General features: G+C 56.6%; 18 protein-coding genes and 1 pseudogene. 11 read left to right on the top strand and 8 right to left on the bottom strand.

Going from position 1 to position 22,728, the window contains the following annotated elements:
- From dpdJ to dpdD, 3 genes are read left to right on the top strand one after another with little or no spacing between them, the layout of a single operon-like run.
- Entirely contained in the window at positions 1–4,527 is a 4,527-nt protein-coding gene (dpdJ, locus tag AWB82_RS30440) for a protein DpdJ (RefSeq protein ID WP_086973025.1), read from the top strand.
- Positions 4,524–5,063, top strand: a complete 540-nt coding sequence (gene dpdK, locus AWB82_RS30435; protein WP_086973024.1) for a phospholipase D-like domain-containing protein DpdK — start codon at positions 4,524–4,526, stop codon at positions 5,061–5,063. The genes dpdJ and dpdK overlap by 4 nt, the downstream gene beginning before the upstream one ends.
- Positions 5,060–7,240: a protein DpdD gene (gene dpdD / locus AWB82_RS30430; RefSeq protein ID WP_086973023.1), complete on the top strand. Its 2,181-nt coding sequence runs from the start codon at positions 5,060–5,062 to the stop codon at positions 7,238–7,240. The genes dpdK and dpdD overlap by 4 nt, the downstream gene beginning before the upstream one ends.
- A gap of 180 nt (positions 7,241–7,420) precedes the next feature.
- On the opposite strand, the gene AWB82_RS30425 is transcribed toward dpdD, so the two are convergent.
- From AWB82_RS30425 to AWB82_RS37400, 8 genes are all read right to left on the bottom strand, one after another.
- Positions 7,421–8,581 carry a DGQHR domain-containing protein gene (locus AWB82_RS30425; RefSeq protein WP_159462640.1) on the bottom strand — a complete coding sequence of 387 codons (1,161 nt, stop codon included), beginning with the start codon at positions 8,579–8,581 and terminating at the stop codon, positions 7,421–7,423.
- Positions 8,578–9,390 carry an HNH endonuclease gene (locus tag AWB82_RS37405; RefSeq protein ID WP_143756926.1) on the bottom strand — a complete coding sequence of 271 codons (813 nt, stop codon included), beginning with the start codon at positions 9,388–9,390 and terminating at the stop codon, positions 8,578–8,580. The genes AWB82_RS30425 and AWB82_RS37405 overlap by 4 nt, the downstream gene beginning before the upstream one ends.
- Before the next feature lie 270 nt (positions 9,391–9,660).
- Positions 9,661–10,026, bottom strand: coding sequence for a 6-carboxytetrahydropterin synthase (locus tag AWB82_RS30420; RefSeq protein WP_086973021.1), 366 nt, complete (start codon positions 10,024–10,026; stop codon positions 9,661–9,663).
- 52 nt (positions 10,027–10,078) lie between these two features.
- Positions 10,079–10,783 carry a 7-cyano-7-deazaguanine synthase QueC gene (gene queC, locus AWB82_RS30415; RefSeq protein WP_086973020.1) on the bottom strand — a complete coding sequence of 235 codons (705 nt, stop codon included), beginning with the start codon at positions 10,781–10,783 and terminating at the stop codon, positions 10,079–10,081.
- 17 nt (positions 10,784–10,800) lie between these two features.
- A complete protein-coding gene (dbpB, locus tag AWB82_RS30410) occupies positions 10,801–11,877 on the bottom strand; it encodes a DGQHR domain-containing protein DpdB (RefSeq protein WP_086973019.1) in 1,077 nt (358 codons plus the stop codon).
- Positions 11,874–13,169: a tRNA-guanine transglycosylase DpdA gene (gene dpdA, locus AWB82_RS30405; protein WP_086973018.1), complete on the bottom strand. Its 1,296-nt coding sequence runs from the start codon at positions 13,167–13,169 to the stop codon at positions 11,874–11,876. The genes dbpB (AWB82_RS30410) and dpdA overlap by 4 nt, the downstream gene beginning before the upstream one ends.
- Positions 13,166–14,287, bottom strand: a complete 1,122-nt coding sequence (gene dbpB / locus AWB82_RS30400) for a DGQHR domain-containing protein DpdB (protein ID WP_086973017.1) — start codon at positions 14,285–14,287, stop codon at positions 13,166–13,168. The genes dpdA and dbpB (AWB82_RS30400) overlap by 4 nt, the downstream gene beginning before the upstream one ends.
- A 6-nt stretch (positions 14,288–14,293) precedes the next feature.
- On the bottom strand, positions 14,294–14,974 hold the full coding sequence (locus AWB82_RS37400) for a hypothetical protein (RefSeq protein ID WP_143756925.1): 681 nt from the start codon (positions 14,972–14,974) through the stop codon (positions 14,294–14,296).
- A gap of 1,198 nt (positions 14,975–16,172) precedes the next feature.
- Here AWB82_RS37400 and AWB82_RS30395 point away from each other — a divergent pair.
- From AWB82_RS30395 to AWB82_RS30360, 8 genes and pseudogenes are all read left to right on the top strand, one after another.
- Complete coding sequence (locus AWB82_RS30395; RefSeq protein WP_086973016.1) at positions 16,173–16,544, top strand: hypothetical protein; 372 nt, start codon at positions 16,173–16,175, stop codon at positions 16,542–16,544.
- Positions 16,545–16,706: 162 nt separating this feature from the next.
- Positions 16,707–17,681: a DUF932 domain-containing protein gene (locus AWB82_RS30390; RefSeq protein WP_086973015.1), complete on the top strand. Its 975-nt coding sequence runs from the start codon at positions 16,707–16,709 to the stop codon at positions 17,679–17,681.
- Between the two features lie 116 nt (positions 17,682–17,797).
- The gene (locus AWB82_RS30385; protein WP_086973014.1) at positions 17,798–18,799 is read left to right on the top strand and encodes a YqaJ viral recombinase family nuclease; all 1,002 of its coding nucleotides are present in this window, start codon (positions 17,798–17,800) and stop codon (positions 18,797–18,799) included.
- 44 nt (positions 18,800–18,843) lie between these two features.
- The gene (locus AWB82_RS30380) at positions 18,844–19,800 is read left to right on the top strand and encodes a recombination directionality factor (RefSeq protein WP_086973013.1); all 957 of its coding nucleotides are present in this window, start codon (positions 18,844–18,846) and stop codon (positions 19,798–19,800) included.
- Positions 19,797–20,774, top strand: coding sequence for a hypothetical protein (locus AWB82_RS30375; RefSeq protein ID WP_407643061.1), 978 nt, complete (start codon positions 19,797–19,799; stop codon positions 20,772–20,774). Before AWB82_RS30380 ends, AWB82_RS30375 begins: the two co-directional genes overlap by 4 nt.
- Before the next feature lie 89 nt (positions 20,775–20,863).
- Positions 20,864–21,163 (top strand): hypothetical protein, encoded by a 300-nt coding sequence (locus tag AWB82_RS30370; RefSeq protein ID WP_086973012.1) that lies wholly within the window; start codon positions 20,864–20,866, stop codon positions 21,161–21,163.
- Between the two features lie 127 nt (positions 21,164–21,290).
- Positions 21,291–21,590 (top strand): hypothetical protein, encoded by a 300-nt coding sequence (locus AWB82_RS30365; RefSeq protein ID WP_086973011.1) that lies wholly within the window; start codon positions 21,291–21,293, stop codon positions 21,588–21,590.
- A 656-nt stretch (positions 21,591–22,246) separates the two neighbouring features.
- A pseudogene (locus AWB82_RS30360) lies at positions 22,247–22,728 on the top strand (hypothetical protein); the annotation flags it as partial.

Genomic DNA, 22,728 nt, shown 5'->3' with positions numbered 1-22,728 from the left:
ATGGAGCCAATATATCTCCGCCTGTTGGATGAAATCGAACGCAAGGAGCTGCTGTCCCTGACATGGGGTTATGTCGATGGCAGCCTGTCTCGCCAGGAAGCAATCCGTCTGAGCGCGGAAGTTCTTCGCGGTGCAAGCGAATCTGGCGACGCGGAGGACTTGCTCGAAGAATTGGTCGAGCGTCGCCTTGTGTTCGAGGTCCATGGGAACCGCATCCGATCTCGCATCGCTGAGTCCGTTCGCCTGCTGTCGCGGTTGAAGCAACTGTTCTCCGAAGACCAGTGGTACGGAGCACCGCGCTTGGTTTCCGATTTCCGGATCGACATTCGTCGCCGTCGTTATCCACGGCGAAATCGCCCGGCTAGGACGGTGGCGGCCGAACGCGCCGGGATCCTAGGGGCAACTGCGTTGCGGCGCTCGCTGTGGCACGCGCTAACCGGTGATCCCGAACTGACGCTCGCCGCCTTTCAGGAGCGCTCGCTTTTGCGACTTCTCGATGCGCCATCGGACGCGGCCACGATCGTCACGGCGGGCACAGGAAGCGGCAAGACGCTTGCTTTCTATCTTCCCGCATTGCTGCAAATCAGCGACCACATTCAGGCCGGGCAGTACTGGGTAAAGGTTCTGGCGATCTATCCTCGCATCGAACTGTTGAAGGACCAGTTGGCCGAGGCCTTTCGGCGCGCTCGCATGATGGATACCGCGCTCCTAAGCGATGGACGCCGTTGCCTTTCCGTGGGTGGGCTATTCAGTGCAACGCCAAATTCGGCAAGCGCGAGGGATGTCTCCGACAAGTGGCAGAAACGAGGCAGCGCGTACGTGTGCCCCTGGCTCGGTTGTCAGGAATGCGGGGGCGAACTGCTCTGGCACGAGAGTGACATCGCCGCCAAGGTTGAGCGACTTGTCTGCTCGACACCGGGCTGTCATACGGTCATCGATGAATCGCAACTCGTATTGACTCGGACTGCTTTGATGTCGCGACCACCCGATATCCTGTTCACTACTACAGAAATGCTGAACCAGCGCATGTCCGATCTCCGGATGCGCAGCCTATTCGGACTTGGCCAGCCCAACCATCGCAAGCCGCGCTTTGCCCTCCTCGATGAAGTACACACTTGTGTCGGTACGAGCGGCGCCCAAGCGGCGCTTGTGCTCCGGAGGTGGCGTCATTTGCTGGCGGCACCCGTCACGTGGTGCGGCCTTTCGGCCACATTGCGCGAAGCGACGCGCTTCTTTGCCGACCTGACCGGTGTGTTGCCCGAAAAGGTCATGGAATTGACTCCGCATCAGGATGAAATGACAGAGGAGGGCGCCGAGTACCAACTCGTGGTGCGCGGTGATCCGATGCTGCAGGCGTCTTTGCTTTCTTCCACGATCCAAGCATCCATGCTGCTTGGCCGGATAATGGATCGGCCCGACTCCCCCATCTCTGATGGCGTATTCGGCCGGCGACTTTTCGTGTTCACAGATAACTTGGACGTCATCAATCGCCTGTTCGACAATCTGAGGGACGCCGAGGCCTACACAATTTTCGGCAAACCGAATCCAGCGAAATCGCCTCTGGCCTTCTTGCGGCGAAGACTAGAAAACGATCCGACAGGTCGAGATGCGGAAGGGCAACGCTGGCGCGCATGCGAACAGATAGGGCACCGTCTCGACGAGCGTCTGATTGTAGGCAGAACAAGCTCACAAGACTCGGGGGTTCTAGCCAAAGCCAATGTGGTAGTGGCAACAGCCTCACTGGAGGTCGGCTACAACGACCAGGAGGTCGGGGCGGTGATCCAGCACAAGGCGCCCCACAACATGGCGTCGTTCCTTCAGCGCAAAGGCCGAGCGGGCCGACAGCGGGGCATGCGTCCGCTCATGATCACCATGCTGTCCGACTATGGTCGCGATCGGGTCGCGTTTCAGGCTTACGAACATCTCTTCGATCCGGTCCTCCCGCCCCAACACTTACCGATCCTCAATCAATACGTCCTGCGCATGCAGGCGGTCTTCTCCACGCTTGATTGGCTTGCGGCGGGTGCAGTAGCCTCGGGCACATCAGGATGGATCTGGAACATACTGAGCAAGCCTGATAACAACACGGGTGGGCAGGTACAGGAAAGCGTAAAGGGCCGGTTGACGTCACTCGTTCGCGGCGACGCGCAGGTGTTGGCTTCGTTGAGAGAACATCTTCGGATGTCGCTCGGAATATCAGTAGAGGTAGTGGATTCCCTCCTGTGGGAGCCGCCGCGTTCGCTCCTGCTTGAAGCGATACCAACACTGGTGCGACGATACTTTCATGGCTGGCGTCTGGCGCATCCGACGGAGAGTCAGACGTTGGATTTGCAAGTGGACTATCACCCGTTGCCAGATTTCATTCCCAGAAACCTATTCAGTGATCTCAGCCTTCCCGAAGTGCAGGTGATGCTTCCAGCCTCCACCGTAAACGCACAACCCAGGCAGGAAGCGTTGCCGATTGTCCAGGCGCTGCAACAACTGGCTCCTGGCCGTGTCACGCGGCGGTTTGCGTTTGAGCGAGGTGGGCTCTATCACTGGTTTCCGATTGACCCCGAGGCATCAGAGCAATCGATTGAGATAGACCGATACTGCGAGCGCCACGAAGCATTGGGCGTTTTTGAAGGCTATCGCGGCGACGGCTCAGTCTGCCAGTTACCGGTCTACCGGCCGTGGTCAATTCGCTTGGGGAAAGTGCCGCGCGAAGTTGTGTTGCCGACCTCAAATGCCTTCCCCGTTTGGTTAAGCGGCTTTGTTCCGAATGGGACGCCTGTCGTCATTGACGTCCCAAGACGTAGTTCATGGCCCGAATATGTTTCAGGCATCAATTTCTTCCTGCATCGGTTCCGAAGTAGCGTGGCCGTACGTCGGTTCTCATCCGAGGTCAACGCTACGGTCCGGCGAACCAGTGGCGAGAAACTGACGCGTGTTCGTTATACCAATGCAGGCGGCGAACCGATTGCGGTGGGCTTCGAGATAGAGGTGGACGGCTTTTATGTCGATTTTCAACTGCCGTCGACAGCCGAGTTGCTTGCAAGCCAACTGCCCGCAGAACTGACTAGCAGCAGTCGGATCGCATACCATCGTTATCGCTTCCTCAGCGATACTGACCTGCCGCAGGAGGTCAATACTCTGCAACGAGAATGGATGCACCAGATTTTCGTCTCCGCGTCGCTGTCTCGGGCGTCGCAGGACAATTCTTCGCTGGGCCAAGCAGCGTTGGCGCTGCTCAAGCAGCATCCAAAACAGGCCTTTTCCGAAGTAATGCGTACGCTCTTTGCGATCCCCTATGCCGACCATGAAACGTCGGACTTTACAGAGTCCAATGAAATGGAGGAGGTCGATGCGGGCGAGGCTAAGAAGCAATTCAGCCGATTGGAGGAGCGCCTGAATGAAGGGTTTGACAGACCGGAAATCCTCGGGAAACTCGCCGAATTGGCGCCCGAACTAGATACCCCTGACCCGATCAGGTTTGGCGATTGGATGCGGCGGACCGTCCAGGAGACCCTAGCTGAGGCACTTCTCCAAGCGTGTATCAATACCGCTCCGCGGCATGCGGCCATCGATACACTGGTATCCGATTTGGAACTTCGCGAAGGCGGTCAAGTCGCCCGGATATGGGTCACGGAAACCACGTTAGGCGGGGCCGGGGTCATCCAAGCTTTTGCGGATACGTTTGCACGCGAACCGCATTCGCTTTTTCACGCGCTAGAGGCGGCACTTGCTCCCACGGATCTTGAACTAGCGAGTAACGGGCTAATCCGCTTTCTTGGACTAGTAGAAGAGGATTCAGAGATATGCAACTTGACTGCAGCGGTCCGGTCGAATTCGGACCACACCGTCAGGGCGCAGCATCGTGAGCAGCTTTATCATGCGCTCGCGAAACGTGGCGTTGATATCAGCCATGCGCTAAGCGTTTCACTGAATACCCGCCTCCTTCGTGCCGGTATGGACAGCAACTCGGACCGCTTGCTACGCGAACTGGTCACCGAATGGGCAAGGCTCGAGGGACAATACGGAATCGCTATTGGCTTGCGTGAGTTTTGTTATTTGGCGATCAGGCTTCCTGGCACGCGGGGGAAGTTGAATGCCCTTGTCTCGCAATCCACGGGTGGTGCTCTTAGCGATGGCGGCTTGATTCAAGTACTTTGCGGATTGCTGTGGCCACGTGGCATCGAAATCCGCCAGCGCGCGTTGCAGTCGTATAACCCGTTCCGGGAGCGCCGATTGACGGATCCTGCGCTGGTTCGTAGCCTGCTACTGGCTCCGCGCGTATCGAACGTCTCCATCTCTGAACCGGACTGGCAAGCGACTCTGGCGAAACGACTGGCCGAAGATGGCGTGGCATGTCTCGTGGCAGAGGACACTCATAAGGACTCGCATTCAGGAGATATGAGGGCGGCCGTCGTCAGAGCGATCTCCGCACCGGTCAATGTTGGCTTTCTGCAGTTCTTCCCTACTGTTGACCGTGTCGATCGAAACAATGTCTCGACGAAGGTCACACTTGTTCTGAGGGAGCATATATGACTCTGCCGGTACCACGACCACCGCGCGATCTTTTTGGGCCCGCCCAGGCCGGTGCCATCAAAGACTTGTTGCAGAGCATTTTTGTCGCCGAACTGCTAAAGCCGAGTCGTCGACTGTGGCTGGCATTTGGTTGGATATCGGACATCGAGATCCTCGACAACCAGGCACGCCAGTTTGCAGCGCTACAGCCAGACTGGGGCGCCGGCGGCGTCCGCCTGTCACAGGTTGTCGAAGCCATTGCTGCTCGTGGCGGAAATGTCGCGTTCGTGTTGCGCGACGTAGAGCATAACCGTTACTTCTTGGAGAAATTAGCGTCGATTCGTGAGCGCTACCCTTCCCAGGTAAAGGTTGTCATGGACGCCGATGTGCATAAGAAGGGCATTCTAGGGGACGATTTCCTGCTCAGTGGTTCTATGAATTTGACCTTCAGCGGCATCACTGTGAACGAAGAGCACCTGACGCTTCGGACGGATCCTGCCTCGGTCGAAGAGTGGCGCGTTGTGCTTGAGCAGAAATGGGGCGAACTTCTCGTATGACACAAAAGGATCTGGCGGCATTCGCTAACTTGATTACAGGGTTTCGTGAGGTGGCAGCGATAGCCGCATTAAGCCCGGAGACGCGAGAAGAGTTCGAGACGCTGGCACAGTCCGCATCGATGTCCGCCTTTCCGGGGGTTTTGCTGACGTGGCCTCGTCCCGGAAAATGCTCGATCTATTACGCCGTAGCAACAGACGCAGCCCAATGGAGGCGCTTACGGCCGTTGCTGATGGCGTTCGCCGGGGCGACGGTGACGTCCTTCGATGGCTTGCCCGCAAAATTGCTGCCAAGAATCCCCGTAGAGCGGTATCTTCTTTCCGACTCACGATATATCACTGCGCGTATCGTCCCCGGAGAGGGGCGGAAGCATCGTGAAACGACACGGCGAGCACTGGAGCGCTTGCTGACAACCATCGAGCGGGCTCCGGCAATAACCTCAGTCATTCCCCGCGCGACAAGTAGTCTGCTCGCTAGCTTTGGCGATTGCCTGAATGGCAACGATAGAACCGGAGCAGAACAGATTCTCGATATTTGTAGCAGCGAGTTGCGCGTCGATGCCTTAAATCTCACGTTCCTTCGTATCCGCCTGCTGTCACATTTCAGCGACTGGTGTGGCATCGTGGAACTGCCAGAATTCGCTTCCCTTTGCCACACGCGCAAGCCGCCGACCGTGACAGCAATTTTGCTTGAAGCGCTGTGGCAGGTATACCTCGCACCGTTTTACGGCATTGAATCGTTCGACGAGTTGCAAGCACGGTGGGTAGCCGATGTCCGGTCGTTTGCTTCCTTATTACTGCGCTTGCCGATCCAACCGGACAGCAGTCCTGGGGTGTTGCGTCTGTTCGCCTGGCAAGCCATCACCGACAGCGCAGATTCATCCGAGTTTAGAACCGCACTCGAGCCCTACCGTGGCCTACTCGGCGAGTTTGAGTCCAAGCTGGAAATCGTGGCTGAGGTTCAAGAGCCAACGATAGGATCCGATGTGCCGCCCTTCGGCGCGGCGGAGGTCGATCCAGTGTCACAGGCGCAGTACGCCTTGGCAGTGGCCGAGGATTTGAATAGCCTGGCGACCATTTCCGAAGCGCTGACCAGAGTGGCACAGTTGTCCGATCAGGATCGAAAGGCCCTGTTACGCTCGGAATTATTCAAGTCGACATGGCAGACGGTACAAATGGAACTCGGGAGCGCCCCTCCCACAGACTGGGAAGCGTGGCTCAGTCGACTACCCGACCCATCGTTCACAGGCGCTTTGAGCGTGCTAGAACGGGCGGCCACGGAATGGCCAGTCTCGGCAGTGACCGACGCCGTGGACATAGAACGCCTTGCTACTGCATTGTTATCTGTCCCAGACTCGCCTCCTGCTGATGAACGATTGGCGGACGCGCTGCCGCTTCTCGTATCTTGGGTAGCGAGAGATACGGATTTCCCTCGTCCCTCAATGGTTCCCGTCTATGAGGCGCTGCTGTTTCATTTGGTGTTGGGTGCCCGCCGAGGCTCAGCTGTATTCGATTCGGCAGCCATATTGATCCGGGCACTATTGGCAGTTGGTGTGGCGCCGTCCCGCTACACAACACTGCTGGATGACTGCCTCGCCTTGACCGGTGAGGGCGTCGGTGTACGCAATGTGTACTGGTTGCTCGATATCTTGGAGGAGGCTTTCCTAAATCAGGCGCCGAGCCCACAGGCGCGTGAGAATTTCTCCGTCTCCGTCCAATCTCGGCTTGCGCCTCTGCGCCACCGTCTCACGCCCGGACAGAAGATCTCGTTGCACGCGCTTGGTTCCGTCCTGGAGTGGACACCGACCGACGGCGAACATCCGGGCGCACCGCCCGATGCCTCGGAGAAAATGCAATCTCTGGCGGCGGCGCTGCATTCCAGAACAATTGGCATTTACTCGCTTACCGAGTCCGCTGCCCGGCAGGCTGCGCAGGTCCTTAAGCAACTTGATTCGAGTATCAAGGTCCTGCTCTCCCATGACGCAGTCGGGACGCCAACGTTGAAGACCATGGCACTCGGCGTCGACCTGATGATCGTTGCGACCGCGTCGGCAAAGCATGCCGCGACGGGATTTATCCAGCAGGTACGCCCACGAGAAAAGCCGACACGCTTCGCCGCAGGCCGCGGGTTCAGCAGTATTATTCGGACAATTGAGGAGTATTACCTCGCTAGTGTGTGATCCCAGTCTGGAGCCAATAACACTGGCGGAGCCTTGCGTTTCAATGGGAAAACCGCCCGCACTTCGTCCAACAATGGCGACGAACGCGCACCAACGAGTTATGCCTTGGTCGCGGCCGATAGTCTGAGCGACCTTACGGCCAAGGCAGATCTGCGCTACGTCATTGCCTCATGGGGCTCCTCACTCTTTGGCAGCCGAACGCTCAATAATGTCGATGTCGCTATACCAAGCAATGTCCCGCTTGCCATTTCTATAGAGTTGTGTAATTGCCGACATTACCCGTTCTCGCCCCTGATTTGTATCGAATCCCCCCTGTGCTTTCTCGGACCAAGGTGTCGTCCAAAATCGCATATCCATATGCTTTATGATTTTCTTCGTTTGAGATTCTATTTGTTCGAGATCAGTAACCTCGATATCCAAGTCGTCGCTATCAGCCCAATTGGTTATGCGATCGGCAACAAATCGCGTCAAACAAATAATCCCAATTTTCGAAATTAATCGAGAATTCGTCACCCAAAGTGATGGCCAATAAGCCTTAATAGCTTTCCAAATCGTCAGAAAAACACTTCTGCACACATCTCGATCTTGATACTCGGGAATTCCGAGTCCAACGATGTAGTCCAGCGAAATTTCAATGGACGTCGCTTGAACCATACGGTTTTCCTGAGGAGTCGTAGTCCAGTCGATCGTCTGGAAGAACGGGCTGTCGGGATCGGAATTTATCAAATCGACATCCTTAATCCCCTCCACGTCGAAAGCTAACTTTGCCCCTTTGAGGCGTGTCGCCAGAGGCGTACCTTTCATTTTTGCCAAAAGCGCTTTGGTATGAGTTGCAGCAACTCTGCTTGATTTATTATTGATAACGAGAAATTGGAAGGCTCGCTCAACAGAATCGGCGTCGAGTAATGCGACTATCGGAACGTGCGTTTGAGGATCAAAACTGTCGATTCCAAAAAGACGGTGTTGACCATCAACGATGGTCGCTGCGGGCGCTGCCGACAAGTTGATCGAGATTTTGCCCGCACTGGAACCCGGTACGGCCGGTTCTAGTGGTGCAAACGACGCGTTACCCTCGCCGAAGGCGAGAATCAATGCAGAGGGAATCGTATTTTGCGGATCAGCGCTAAGGAACTTCGAGATGGCCTGTACCCGTGCCTCCTTTTTTTCGCGCTGCGGACCTCTAGAATTCGGACCTAGTTCGCCTACTGCCGCCCACTGAAGGATTTCGTGGACTGGAGCATGAAACATGACCAATCTTGGCCCGGCTCCCCTTCGTTGCTGAAAGCAAAAGCCATGATATTCACGCACCTGCGTGATATCGTTCGAATCTTGTTTAGTCACGACATTTCCCATGTAGTCTGTAAATCGAAAAATGTAACCGGCGATCCCGTGGCATTATGCCCCAATATCTTCCTCATTGGGCCAATCGCCCTAAACGCCTGTTTCAATGAGATTTTCTGCTCGTCCGCAAGCGTTATTGCTTCGAGATAATGTCTAGCAAAACGAACTTTATTAGGGACCGCGATTAATGCCTCTTCCGAAGGTTGAGACGGGAGCACGAGATTATGAATATTGAGCCATTCCCAAGACGCCGTGTCCTTCGTGACTTCTTGACAATATTTGCATGCCGGGAGAAGATTATTGTCGATGCTATCTCCCCCGATTGAAGTCGGCCAAAGATGCTCGAGCGTCAAATGCGAGGCATGCTTGTTGCACGCATCTTTTTCGAGCGCTCTATTACAAAGGTAGCATCGCAAATTGACCTTTTCACGAAGTACGTTTTCTTTAACCGACGAATTAATCGGGCGAAAGGAAGCGGATTCCGCTTGAACAACGGCTCTGGCCAAACCATTGACTAGACCTTCACTAAGTCCAAAAAAAACATCTTGCTTGATGAAGGCAGTTACCTTGCGAACATATAACGACTCGTCTGCACAATTCTTCTTCTCGGTCTCCCAATACCGCAGCAGTTTTCGAACTATGTGGACGGCGATCGCACCTTTTACATAATTCGAGTAGTTCGCGTCTGAGCCTACCTGGTTAAACAGAGTTGCAAGATTCGACCAATTGGCATGCGCTCGCTCAGAAGCATCGAGCGCCTCATCGCGAACAAGATAAAAGAGCCTCTCCCCGGCGGTTACTCGTTTCATGTATGTTCACTAACGTTAAATTTTTCTGAATTTTCGTGGTCCACCGTACGCGACACCCTGAGACTCGACGCTATCGATCCCTTCGCGACATGCACCACCGGCCGCCGCTTGCTTAGTTTAGATTGCTTCTGCCCCTGCGCATGATTGTTCCTCTTCACGACATAATTCCAACACGTATCTTAACGACGTTCTCGCACGGTTGCGCACTCAAGATAAGAGTCCTGTCGAAGAACTTTGTGCCTCGTCGCTAGCGACGAGGGATCTTCTGCGTCAGTCTGCAAAAGCCACGCAAGCGTCACCCGTCGCGTGTCGCTCAACTTTGACCTTGGTTATGCTAGGCACATATTCCGCTAGCTTGCGTAAAATGAATCCACTGAGGTTTTCTAACGTTGCTGGGCCAAGTCCGCTTACTTCGTCGAGAAACCGATGATCGAGAAGGTCGCGAATTCGCTCGATCTCCAAACGTAGCAAGCCAAGATCCACAAGCATGCCAGTTTTGGAGTCCGGTAGGCCCCGCAAGTAGACTTCCGCGTGATAGGTATGCCCGTGAATCCGACGGCTTCCCTCCTGATCGATCTCGCGATGCAACGTGTGGGCAGCCTCAAAGTAGAATTTCTGGCTTAGTTCGTAGTTCATCTTATATCCGACGTACGTAGATTTCTCTCCCACTCAGCAGTGGTACAAAACGTTATGGCGCCTCGGTCGCTAAATAGGATTGGTATCCCTTCTGTCGTAACTCACAGGCAGGACATTTACCACATCCATAGCCCCAATCGTGCTGTGTTGTGTGGTCCCCAACATAACAGGTGTGGGTTTCTGTCCGAATCAAGTCAACAAGGCCTATGCCACCCAACTGGGATGCCATCTCCCAAGTTTGCGCCTTATCGATCCACATTAACGGTGTTTCAATGACAAGCGGTTGGTCCATGCCAAGAGCAATGGCGACCTGAAGCGCCTTAAGAGTACTGTCTCGACAGTCCGGATAACCGGAGTAGTCTGTCTCACACATCCCTCCGACCAGTACTTGGAGGCCACGTCTATAAGCTACGGCGGCCGCAAGCATGAAGAACAGCAGATTTCTTCCTGGCACAAACGTGTTCGGCAAACCACTCTTCTCCATCTCAATGGCCTTTCCTTGAGTGAGCGCCGTGTCGCTGATCTGCCCAAGGATTGAAAGATCAAGCATGTGGTCGTCGCCGAGTTTTTTCCCCCAGTCCGGAAACTGTTCACGAAGACGGGAAAGCACCTTCGGTCTGCATTCAAGTTCAACGGAATGGCGTTGTCCGTAGTCGAACCCGACTGTCTCGACATGTTCGTAGCGATCAAGGGCCCATGCAAGGCAGGTCGTAGAGTCCTGACCGCCGGAAAAGAGAACCATCGCGCGAGTTTTCATGAGTAGGCCTCGTATTGCTAGGAGTTAGCTACCCGTCGTGGCTGACGGAGCGCCCGTTTCATCGACCGAACTAGATAGTTGGTCAGCAAATCGATATCGCTAGGAGTGTTCTGGATACCATTCCAAGGACGCTCGTCATTTGGTGCAAGGCGCCACTGGCCGCTTGTCCACGCGGTATATTCTTTCAGCAATCGGAGGCCGCTCTCAAATTCGGCGCGAGTTGTAGCGCCTTCGCTGGAATACAGAAACTCCATGACGAAACCCATTGCCACAATGCCTGCGCCATGACGCAGGCGTGACGTTTTCGGGCTCATGCCGATCCATTCGCTTCCAAAAACCTTGACCACAGCTCCGAAGAACGCGTTAACGAACTCATAAGCACGAGTTTCGAAATCACCATCCTTGATGAATTCACGAATTGCGCCGTCAGAGGCAGAGTTCATCACCAACTTCTGCATGGCCGTATCGCTCAGTATCCCTTTGGGGTTCGTGTGCTGACGGATTTCGCCATGCAACGAAGAGCCGCGAGTGAAATTCAGGCGATCGACGATGCGCGCGGCAAACTTGCGCGCGGTAAATCGTTCCGGCAGTCCTTCAACCGTCGGGAGCAACTCGTAAATCAGCGTCTTGGGCAGCGGTCGCGTGTTGTTGATCAACACAAACTGCTGGCGTAGTTCGTTGTAGTCCTTGCAGATAAGCGCGGACACAAAGACCTGAAATCCGGGTTTGGTGATACCGGACAATGCACTGAGTCGCTGCTGGCCATCCACAACAAAGCCCGGCTTTTTATCGCCGGATTTGATCTCAATCTCAACGACCCCATCCCCTTTATCCTTCACCTTGACGCCGCCGATGAAGGCAACGATCAATGCATTGGGAAGAAGTGCATCGTCGCGTCGCAAATAATCGCGAATCTCCTTGATGTGAGATGCGATCTGATGGCGCTGGAAGCCGCGTAGTTGCCCGTTTTCTTCTCGGCCGACACGTTCGATCTCAGCGAAACCCCAGATCTGTTCGGGCGTGGCGGCAAAAGTAAATACATCGTGCTCCGGAGCTTGTGATGCACGAATGGCCTTGAATCGATAGACGCTCACCGGTGTTTCTCCAAGGTACGCTGTACGTGTTTGTGGTAGACGCCCAGGTTGTGAAATCCACGGCGCTTGTTTCGGTTACTGGATCGGAAGATGATGACTTCGACACCGGCCTTGCTGCAGACAGAGCAACGGCAACGCTTCCAAGGTGCATCTTCCAAAGTGCGCTCTACGAGCACACGCATCTTCTTGAGTTCCTTTTCGTGCTGCTCAATGGGGTGTCCGTCACCCAGCGTGAGGAACTGCTGATAGTCCATGACAGCATCGAGCGCATCCTTCGCCTTCCCATTGCCGCTGTCGAACTTGCGCAATGCCGTCAACGCTTTCTCCTCGCGGCGTTGTAGGTCCTCGGCACTAAAAATCCCGCGTTTTATCCCTTGCATCAAACGAGGATTTTCGATTGCCTGCGGAATGCGGATTGCCGCGTAATAGTCCAGTCCACCTTTGGGCGATTCCAGGTAGTAATTCGCCTTTGCATCTTTGAACGCCCGGATAAGGGGGGACGTAGAGTCGAAGCTGGTGATGCCAAAATTTGTGAACTGATGAATCGTGTCCGCCTTAGCAAACCCGAGGAGGTGGATGTTTGTCTCAGGTTTGATGGCGTCGCGCAGCGCGTGCAGGACCTGCTTGATGACGTCAACCTTTAACGGAACGAGACCTCCAATCGCAAGGTAGCGGTATCCCATTTTCTCGAGCTGAACGGCGGCGTCAGCCATGCTCTTTGGTGACCAACCCTGCACGGCACCCAGAGGCTCGAATGGGTAACCTTCCGCATCTGTGAGACGCAGAAATTCCCGGGCATTTGCGAGCGTGATATCAAAACGCTCAATAACACCGGGCGCAGCCTCGCTGGCAGGAGGGTTGTCCGTAAGACAGTCAAAGATGATGTGGTCGGGAGACACGCCGTGCGTGAAACCTGCGTCCGTGTAGAATTCCACCACTTCCTGAGGAGGATACGCGGGCGTTTCGCTATCAGCATAGGCAAAGGCCCCGCAGTCTCCCAGCACCATCGAGTCCTTGAATTTTGGACCACCGTATCTCAAAAACTTACGCACGCCGTCGCGCAGCATCCTCTGCTCTTCGGCAGTTGAATACCGCACCTTGGATTTGGCGACCCCATCCGCTTGCCGAACTGCGCTCATGGATACCAGTAAGCCGTCGTACGGTGACGGAGTCATAAGCTCGTGCGCATAGACGTCATCCCAGTACCGACGTCGACCGGGAGCATTGCGATCTGTAAGAAAGTCATACTCCGGATCAACGTAATCCTGAGTATCGGAATAGAGAAATTTCATTGCTTCATCGTGCTTGTATAGGCTCGGACTAGCGTGTCCTGGAGCTTTCTAATGTCTCGTGGCGTACTTTGAATCTCGTTCCAAGCAACGCCCAGTGTTTCCCATGTGCCCTTGGTCCAGCGACAGGCGGGTGCAACTTTCTCCAACTCCTTGCGTACTGTCTTGTAGTCTTCCCCGTGTCCTGCAAGGCGTGCGTAAATCCTGTCCATCAGCACGCCCATGGCCTCAATACCTGCCGAATGCATGAGTCTGCTGCGTCGCGGATCGGCGCCCCACGATTCCGGGAATACATCCCGTACAGCGGACCAATACGTTCGCAAAATCTGATACATCGCTTCAACGTCGACACCTTCGCGACCAGCCAACTTGTAGGGCGCAAGTGCACCTAATGGATTGTTCATGCTGTTACGAATCATCGCGATTACGGCGGTATCGGTGATGACGCTGGTGGTGCTGCCCTTTTCCGAGATGCGTTTGATGAGCTTGTGGAACGGTGATTCAGGGTCACGGTTAAGCAAGTTGCATATCTCGGACGGCACCTTTCGCGCACTCAACTCACGAGGGAGCAAAATACTGCGGGTTTCTGGCAGGAGTTCATTAATCAGCCGCGTCGGGAGTGGCCGAGCCTTGTTGACTAGGATGAATTGCTCGCGCTGGATCTCCAGATTATCTGAAACAAAGCCGACAACAGGTACTGGAATGCTCTTTGTCCCTGCTTGTGCCAAAGCCAGAGAACGCTGTTGACCGTCAACGATCCAGGCGACGCGCTGCCCCTCGTCATACACTGGGATCGTCAGAGTGCCAGCCTGCGCAATCCCCTGATCGCCAGTAGGCTTTGTGCCTCGAGCTGCGGCAAAGTGAACCGCCGGTGACATCGCAAGGATGATCGCGTTTGGGAAGAGGACGTTGCCCTGATTCAGATAGTCGGCGATACCTTTGACGTGCGTTCTAATCTCGGGTCTCTGAAAGCCTTTGAGCACTTCTGATTCGTCGCGCTCCACCCTCGATATGTCGGCGACTTTCACGATGTCAGAGCCCTGAATGAAAAAAGCATAGACGTCCAGACCCTCACCTTGGGTCGTACGAAGTGCGCGTACAACAATTTCTTTCTTGGCCATATCAAGTTAGCCCTTTGTGGTGAGTTCTTGCTGGAGAAGACACCACAGACCGCGGAACCGCCCTTGTTCGCAAGCGACTAGTGCATCGTCTCGCAGATAGCGCAGGAGCCGGCTTGAGGCACCATCAAATCGGTGCCAATTCTTACGCAGCAGCGCGAGAATCTCTGCATCAGTCTTCCTTTCTCGTACCGGAACAGCCGGCTTCCTCAGCATATGCATCGCATTCGCCACAGCCATTCTGCCTTCTTCAGCAGAGAGTCGATGCCCATGCAGTACTTCGACGAAGTGACGCAATGCCCTTTGCGCAAAATCGGTTCGCGTGCCAGGGAATGACGACCCTTCCAGACGTTCGTCGTAAGGCAGAACGACGTGGCGGGCATTGACCGGAACAAACGCCTGACCGTGACCAGATGTGAGGATGCGAACTCTGCTGACTTGGGTATCAGTCAAGGAAGCTAGATCCCGAGCGATGAGGGCGACGTAACTTCCCGGCAATGCAAAGAGCGCCAAGGCGTCTGCATGTCTGTCGAGTAGTGCATGCACAGAGCGCTGGTGTCCGAGTTTTGCTGTTAACGCCGACCACCAGTCGCTTGGCTCTTTTCCCAGTCGAAGGAGGAGAGGTTTCAATGAATTGCTGCCATCGGAGACGGTCAAGTCGTATGACGGAATCGGATCTGTGGCATCCACCACCCCGAGTCCTGCAGATATGACATGTAACGTACCCCCTAGACTCGCGGCTACGTGCTGGGCCTCAACGAAGGCGCGCCCCATGTAAACGTCCTGAGCCAGCCTCGAAGGTCGTGCTTTCCGAACGGCCTTTGCCCAATGTGCAGCGACTGATGTAAGCGGGCCACCCGTTTCGACTTCGTTAAGGGCGAGGCCAACTCCACTGACACGCTTTCTGTTGGTGCAGTTAGTAACAACAATCGCTTTCCGTGTCATAACTGCATCCACGATCCAAAAATTCTCCCGAAAAACTACACACTGAACTATTTGATAGTGTCGCACTTATCAGGGGAAAATTCCATATTTACAGCCACATACGAGGGTTTTGTTCAAGAGAATGTGTAGCTCCGGCGCAACGGTGGATGAAGTCGGACAGTCGGGAGAGAGGCCCGGAGACGAGATTGGAGTCGCGCCGGTGACGTGGCGGAAGCGTCTCAATGATGCCTGGCCTGGAATCTGTGGTCAGGTGGTCCAGCAGGAGAATCGGCGTCTCGGTGCACGCTCATTGGTGAGCGTCTATCGGAACAATCTGTCTCGATCGTGAGCGAAGGGCATTGCTGATGAGAAATCCAGACAATGTAACGAATGCATCAGACGGTTTTCAAGGTGAACAACGTCGTCGGCGGAGACTGCGCGAGCGCCGACGCATCCGCCTGCTCGTAGGCTTCAACTACTCGAATGGCCGATAGCATTCCAATTCAACCTGATCCGATCTTTTGGTCGATGCCCACCACACATGCGCCAAGGAGGGCGCCCCTGTGATCGCAGCGGTGAAAATTTCGGATGGTGAGATAAGGAGGGGGCGACCGGGAAATTCGCGGCCTCGAGTTTGTCAACCACCAATTCTCGGCATGTCGCCGCCGACGGCCATCAAGCGCGCCTCTCGCTTGCAACTGGTTCAACGTCAGGCCTGCCGTACCTACGGGGTCGATCTGCAGCAACAAGGATGACGGCCTGAAAGAGGATTCTTTAGAGAAGACCTTCTATCGAACAGGTGAACTCCCACCATCCTCAAAAACGCGCTCCATTTCGCTCGCTAAATTTCTCGTAATTAGGTATCCAAATAATTTTGAACCTATATCACTTAAGTGAGATGGACCGCTAGTCGCCGCTCACTCGAAAATTGTTAACTCCATGTCTTCACCCTCAAGGAAAACGCATGAGCACTGATAGCCCTCTTAGTGTTGAACACCTTCCCCTCGAATGTCCTCGTTGTCAATCAGCATGTATTGAAACTCGAAACTATGCGCGAAAGGCTGGCGGTGCGATCGGCGCGATCGCAGGTGCGGCAGGCACCGCAACCTCTGCCATGTCAGGCGCCGAGATAGGTGCGACCGCCGGTCTGGTCGGCGGCCCTGTCGGCGCCGCTTTCGGTCTCATCGCTGGCGCCATTATTGGCGGTCTTCTCGGAGGAGCCGCTGGCTGTGCGGCAGGTACGGCCGTTGGTGAAGTGATCGACGACAACGTCCTCGATAACTACCGTTGCCTCCACTGCGGCCACACGTTCAGCAAGCGCGACGCAAGCGCCTGATTAAGAACCTACACAGCATCGCATTTTCACGCGCTTTACCTGTTTGCTCTGATCTCGGCGTTTACCGCCATCCCGTATTCCCTCATTTTGATTTCAACGCTCGCGAGTGTGCCCGGCCCCGGCCGGGCTTTATGCGCTCGTCTTTTCAGAAAGGAGTTATTCATGCATCTCGTACAAACCATGGCCTACGTCAACGAAACTCCGTGGCACGGCCTCGGCAACCAGCTTGCCCCGAATCAGCCACTCGAAGTCTGGGCGCAACAGGCTGGCATGAACTGGAAGATTGAAGAGTCTGAAGTGCGTTTCGTTGCCGGAAGCACGGGCCTCGGTTCCATTCATGCTTTTCCCGAACAGAAGGTGCTGTACCGGTCGGACACAAAGGCACCGCTGTCCGTTGTGTCAAGCCGCTATCAGGTCGTACAGCCCGCAGAGATTCTGGAGTTCTACCGGGATCTCACCGAAGTGGGCGGCTTTGAGCTCGAAACGGCGGGCGTCCTCAAGGACGGCAAGAAGCTGTGGGCTCTGGCTCGTACCGGCCAGAGCGTGTCGCTCAAAGGCCGCGACAAGGTCAACGGGTATCTGCTGCTCGCCACCGCGTGCGACGGCACGCTCGCGACGACAGCGCAGTTCACCTCTGTTCGTGTGGTCTGCAACAACACGCTCGCCATTGCGCTCGGCGACAGTACGGGCGCGGTCAAGGTGCCGCATCGCAGCCAGTTCGATGCACAGGCGGTGAAACGCCAACTCGGCATCGCCATCTCGTCGTGGGACGGGTTCATGGCCCGCATGAAGGCGCTGTCGGATCGCAAGGTCACTGTTGAATCGGCCGAAGCGTATTTCCGGCGCGTGTTGACCTATCAGACGGGGAGCGCGTCGAACGCATTAGACAAACCATCTGCGACCACCAACGACAGTGCGATCCGCGCCGTGCACGACCTCTACTCGGGGCGCGGCAAGGGTGCCGCGCTCGCCTCTGCCTCAGGCACGGCGTGGGGACTCCTCAACAGCGTCACCGAATATGTCGACCACCAGCGCCGTGCACGCAGCGAAGACCATCGGCGCGACGCAGCGTGGTTCGGCCATGGCGCGGCGCTCAAACAGAAGGCGTGGGACGAAGCACTGAAACTCGTCGTCTGAATCATTGCTGTTGGTTTTATCGTTTCTTTCCGTCCTTCGTCTGTTGTTGTCATAAGGCGCCCGGTTGAGCTTCGGCTCAACGGGCGCTTTTTCATTTATCCGTCTGGGAGAAAGCCATGTCGCAACTCATCCAGGAAGAAAAACCCGTCAGGAAAGGTTCTGCATTACGCCTAGTCGAAACGCGCACCCTGAGCCGTACCGACTGGCTGGCCGTTCGCAGGACCGGCATCGGTGGCTCCGACGCCGCGGCAGCCGTCGGACTGAATCCGTACAAGAGTGCGCTCGAGTTGTGGCTCGAAAAAACCGGGCGCGATGCCGAACTCGCGCAACCTGATCCTCACGACACCACGGAGCCCGTCTACTGGGGCACGCTGCTGGAACCGATCGTTGCTGCCGCCTATACGCAGCAAACCGGCAATCGTGTGCGCAAGGTCAATGCGGTGCTCCAGCATCCAACGATCCCATACATGCTCGCGAACCTCGACAGGGAGATTGTGGGCGTGCCGGGGCTGCAGATACTGGAATGCAAGACCGCTGGTGAGTTCGGCGCAAAGCTCTGGCGCGACGGCGTTCCGGAGTACGTTCAATTGCAGGTCCAGCATCAGCTTGCCGTTACCGGCAAACGTGCCGCCGACGTAGCCGTACTACTGTGCGGCCAGCAACTGACCGTGCACCGCATCGAACGCGACGATGAACTGATCGCCCGGCTCATCCCGCTCGAAGTGCAGTTCTGGCAGTACGTCACCAGCGATACGCCGCCGCCTGCGGACGGCTCCGAGTCGGCAGACCGCGCCCTGCGCTGCCTGTATCCGGGGAATGCCGGTGTGACGGTTGATTTCACGAATGACCGGCGGCTCTCTGCAACATTCGCTGATCTCGTTGCGGTGCGTGCCGAGATTGAAGCGCGCGAGCAACAGGAAGCAAAATCTAAACAAACGATCCAGCAGGCGATGGGCGACGCATCCCGCGCGGTGTTCGAAACCGGCGAAATCTCTTTCAAACGCAGCAAAGACTCGGCTGGCGTCGATCTGAAGCGGCTGCTCGCCGATCACCCCGAGCTTGAATCGCAATACGCCATCACGAAGCCGGGTTCGCGCCGCTTCCTGGTTTCTATCTGAATCGTTGTTCCAATCTGAACCACTCTTACTTTAGGAGAATCACCATGCTCAAAGGCCTGGCGATCACGCCCCCTCTTGTCGGTCGCATCTCGATCGGTCGTATCGTCGAAAAGAACGGCAAACGTCTGCCGGAGAAGGACGACCAGTTCACCATCACCAGCCAGATGCAGCACGCAAGTGGCTGGCTTTTGCATCCGCTCAACGAAACACTTCGCAAAGCTACCACGGGCAAACTGCGCTCGATTCCCGTGCGGATGCTGTTCAACGATCCGGACCTGAACCTGCGTGCCGAATACAGCCTGTTCGATCGTCGCACCGGTCGCCCTATCTGCGTGGGGGACGGCGAGACCTGCCGCCGCGTGACCGATGGCGGCATCTCCGCCATGGGTTGTCCGACGCCAGACGGCTGCGCGTTCGGGGAAGCCGGTGGCTGCAAGCCTTATGGGCGGCTCAATGTCACGATCGGCGATGAAGATGAACTAGGCTCGTTCATCTTCCGTACCACCTCGTATAACTCGATCCGTACGCTGTCGGCGCGGCTGCAGTATTTCAATGCAGTGTCGGGCGGTCTGCTGGCCTGTCTGCCGCTGGAACTGAAGTTGCGCGGCAAGTCGACCGCGCAAAGTTACCGTTCGGCTATCTACTACGTCGATCTCGGCGTGCGCGCGGGCAGTTCGCTGGAAGAAGCTATCGTGCAGTCGCGCGAGCTTGATGCGCGCCGCCGCGTGGCCGGTTTCGACCAGGCTGCGCTCGATGCGGCGGCTCGCGCTGGTTTCGCCAACGGCGCATTCGAGGACAGTGTCGAGGAAAGTGCGGCCGTAGCGGAAGAGTTCTATCCAACGGCCGAATCAGGCGACGACGCCAGCCAGGGCAGGCTCGACGGGAAGGACAGGGAGAAAGTCGCAGACGATGCGTCAGACACGACCGGTAAACAGGGCGCCCCAACGCTGCGTGACAAGCTCGACCGGCGAGCGGTTCTGCTGGGAGGAACAGCGGCATGACCAGCGTGCCTGGTAGTTCGGTCGGCCGCTCGGATCGCGATCCGTCGTGGTTGACCTTCGCGCTGGCGGCTGCAACAACCGCAACGGCGATCTGCATGTCCGTGCTGGCCGGGTGGCAGCGCGGCGGCGAATTACCGGAGCGAGTCGTGTGGGTGGCGATCGGTGTCGTGCTGGTCGTCTGCGCACACCTGCTCCCGGCACTGTGTCGCTACTCGCCATGGTCGGTACGCGGCATCGGCAGTCTTCTCTGGATTGCGTGCATGGCGACCGCCTGTTTTGGTCACGCCACCTTCTTCGTGCTCGCGCAGCAGCACGCCGGGGAACGTCGCGCGTCGTCCCTCGTTCCCGAGGTCACCAATACCGTTCCGGCTAGTCGCAATCTGACAGCGATCATGATCGACCGGGCCAACGTCGCCCGGCAACTGGCGATCGCCGATGCGCAACGCTGTCCACGAGAGTGTGCGGCCCTGAAGGTTCGACATGTCGCGCTCGCCGCGACACTCGATGCGCTGAACGCGGAAGCCGACGATGTTCGGCGACGAGAGGCGTCGGACGACCGCGGGAAGCGGCGGCGTGACGCACTGACGGTCGATCCAGTCACGGGACGACTCGCGACGTTACTCGGCACCACCATAAGTCGCGTCGATCTGCTTTCGGGACTCACGTTTGCTGCCGTGCTCGAAGGCGTCGCCTGCCTGCTTTGGAGCCTCGCACTCAAGCCACGGCAAGCGGCGGTCACCACGCCCTCAGTTACCGACCCCGCTGCATCGGGTCACGAGCCTGTCTCGCCCAGTCACGGCACCGTCAATGCGCCGGTGTCGCCCGCAGCCACCGAAGTCATGAGACTAGCCCGCGACGTCGCCGCCGGGAGAGTCCGCGCAACCGTCTCCGACATCCGGCGCCACCTCGGCTGCTCGCAGGCGAAGGCCATCGCTCTGCGGCGCCAGCTCGCGGCACACGCCACTACGCCCTAGCCCGGACAACCGTCCGGATTCCCTCTTGCCCTGTGCATCCGATTTTCTTCGGAGGCAGGCGTTCGTCCTTTACCTGGAGAAACACCCTCATGAATCCGCTATCTGCAAGATCCACGGGACCCCGGCTAACACCCGGGCGTCTCTTCGCCACCCCCGGCGCGCTTGAGGTGCTGCGTGCCGCCAACGTGTCGGTCGACGACCTGCTGACCCGACATCTGCGCGGTGACTGGGGCGACCTTACCGCAGAAGACCGCAGGCAGAACGATCTCGCGCTTGAGAGCGGCTTGCGTGTGTTGTCGTGCTACGAGCTCCCCGGCGGCGGAAAGGTCTGGATCATCACTGAGTGGGACCGCTCGGTCACGACCGTACTGCTGCCCGACGACTACTGAGAACCGCGCGTCGGATTAAAGCCATCCGCGCGAATTTCATCTGTCATCGATCCGCCCTATTCCACCTCCCTCTACTGTCTGCCGTCGGACATGTCCTGATGGCACGAGAAACAATGCTGGAGTCACCATGCAATCCACCGACATCGACAACAACAAAATCCGATTCAAGGCAGGCCGCATCACCGTCACACCAGTTGCCGCCGCTGCACTTGAGCTGGCGAAAGCGCACGACATCCTGCTGCTCGCGCGTCACATTCACGGCGACTGGGGCGACCTAGGCCAACGCGACTGCCTGCAGAACGAGCTCGCCGTACTGCTCGACCTGCGCATCCTCTCGCGTTACGCACTGCCTACCGGCTCAGTCATCTGGGTCGTCACCACGGCGGACCGCTCCGCGACCACAATACTGCTTGCCGACGGCGGATAGCGCGCCGTTGCGACAAAATCCCGCGCTGGATACCACCTTCAGCGCCGGGCAAATTTTGCAGACAGGCAGCATCAGAAGCCGCACTCCAGACGAACTACGTCAATTGCATGAAGAAGTGGCAACGAGCGGGGATGGCGCTACAAGTCCATACCGCGAGCCCGAACGAGGAAGTCAGGCAATGGCAGACATCCTGACAGAAAGGCATATTGCCGGGCTAACTTCCGGACAGCTCTGCCATCCCTGTTTCCTTCCCGCGCATCCAGCGGCGTCGAAAGGCATAATGTGGCCCTCTCAGGTTCTGGCACGGCCCTCGGAACGGCCAGAATCATTAGCCGACCTCATGGGTCGACTTTTTTTGCCACGGATCATACGGAAAGGCGGAACGCGTACTTGCAAGCGGCAAAGTCCGACCATGAACGCCCGCTCGCGATTACTGAGCGCGAGGCCGCCGTCGAGCGAAGCGGCCGTTCATGGTCGACTTCCGCTCGCAACTGGTAGTATCTGACGCAACCCCACTCCGCTATGCCTTAGTTGCAGAGCCCCATGTTACGGCGCGCCTCGTTAATCAGCGAACAGCTCATAGTCGGAGTTCGAGCGGCGTGGGCAAATACCAACCGCAGCACACGTCGGCGTACAAAGAAGAGCGATAGAGACCTATGAACCCGAGTGAAGGAGACGTTTTTACCCTTGGTAACCTGTATGTGGCCTACAGGAAAGCGAAGGCTGAGGCGTTCTACGAGAACACGCACTTTCATGCGTTGGCCTTCACCAAGTACGAGCAGGCCTTAGATGCAAACCTGCGACGACTTCGCAGTCAACTTGTCGCGCGTCAAGCTGACTGGCATACCGACACCACCTTTATCGGAGACCACGCTTATCTGCCGAAGTCGGTCGATTGCTCAGCGTGGGATACGAATCATGACGGTCACTTCCGGGCGCTAGACCCCCGGCAAGATTGGCAGTATCGCTTCAGCGAAGCCGGACAACGGGCCAACGCTTCACTTCGCTTAGTCATTCGACCAACGGTAGATTTTCAAGTGGTCTCGGCACTTTGGATTTTAGGCTCTTTTGAAAATGAAGTGGGTAATGGCTCTCAGCGGGCATGCGAGTTGAATGCGGAGAAGTCGAGTTTGCCAGC

Origin of the sequence: Caballeronia glebae (assembly GCF_001545035.1) — a bacterium.
GTDB classification, from domain to species: domain Bacteria; phylum Pseudomonadota; class Gammaproteobacteria; order Burkholderiales; family Burkholderiaceae; genus Caballeronia; species Caballeronia glebae.
The sequence above is the reverse complement of the archived record's forward strand: the minus strand, read 5'-3'. Positions and strand labels throughout refer to the sequence as shown.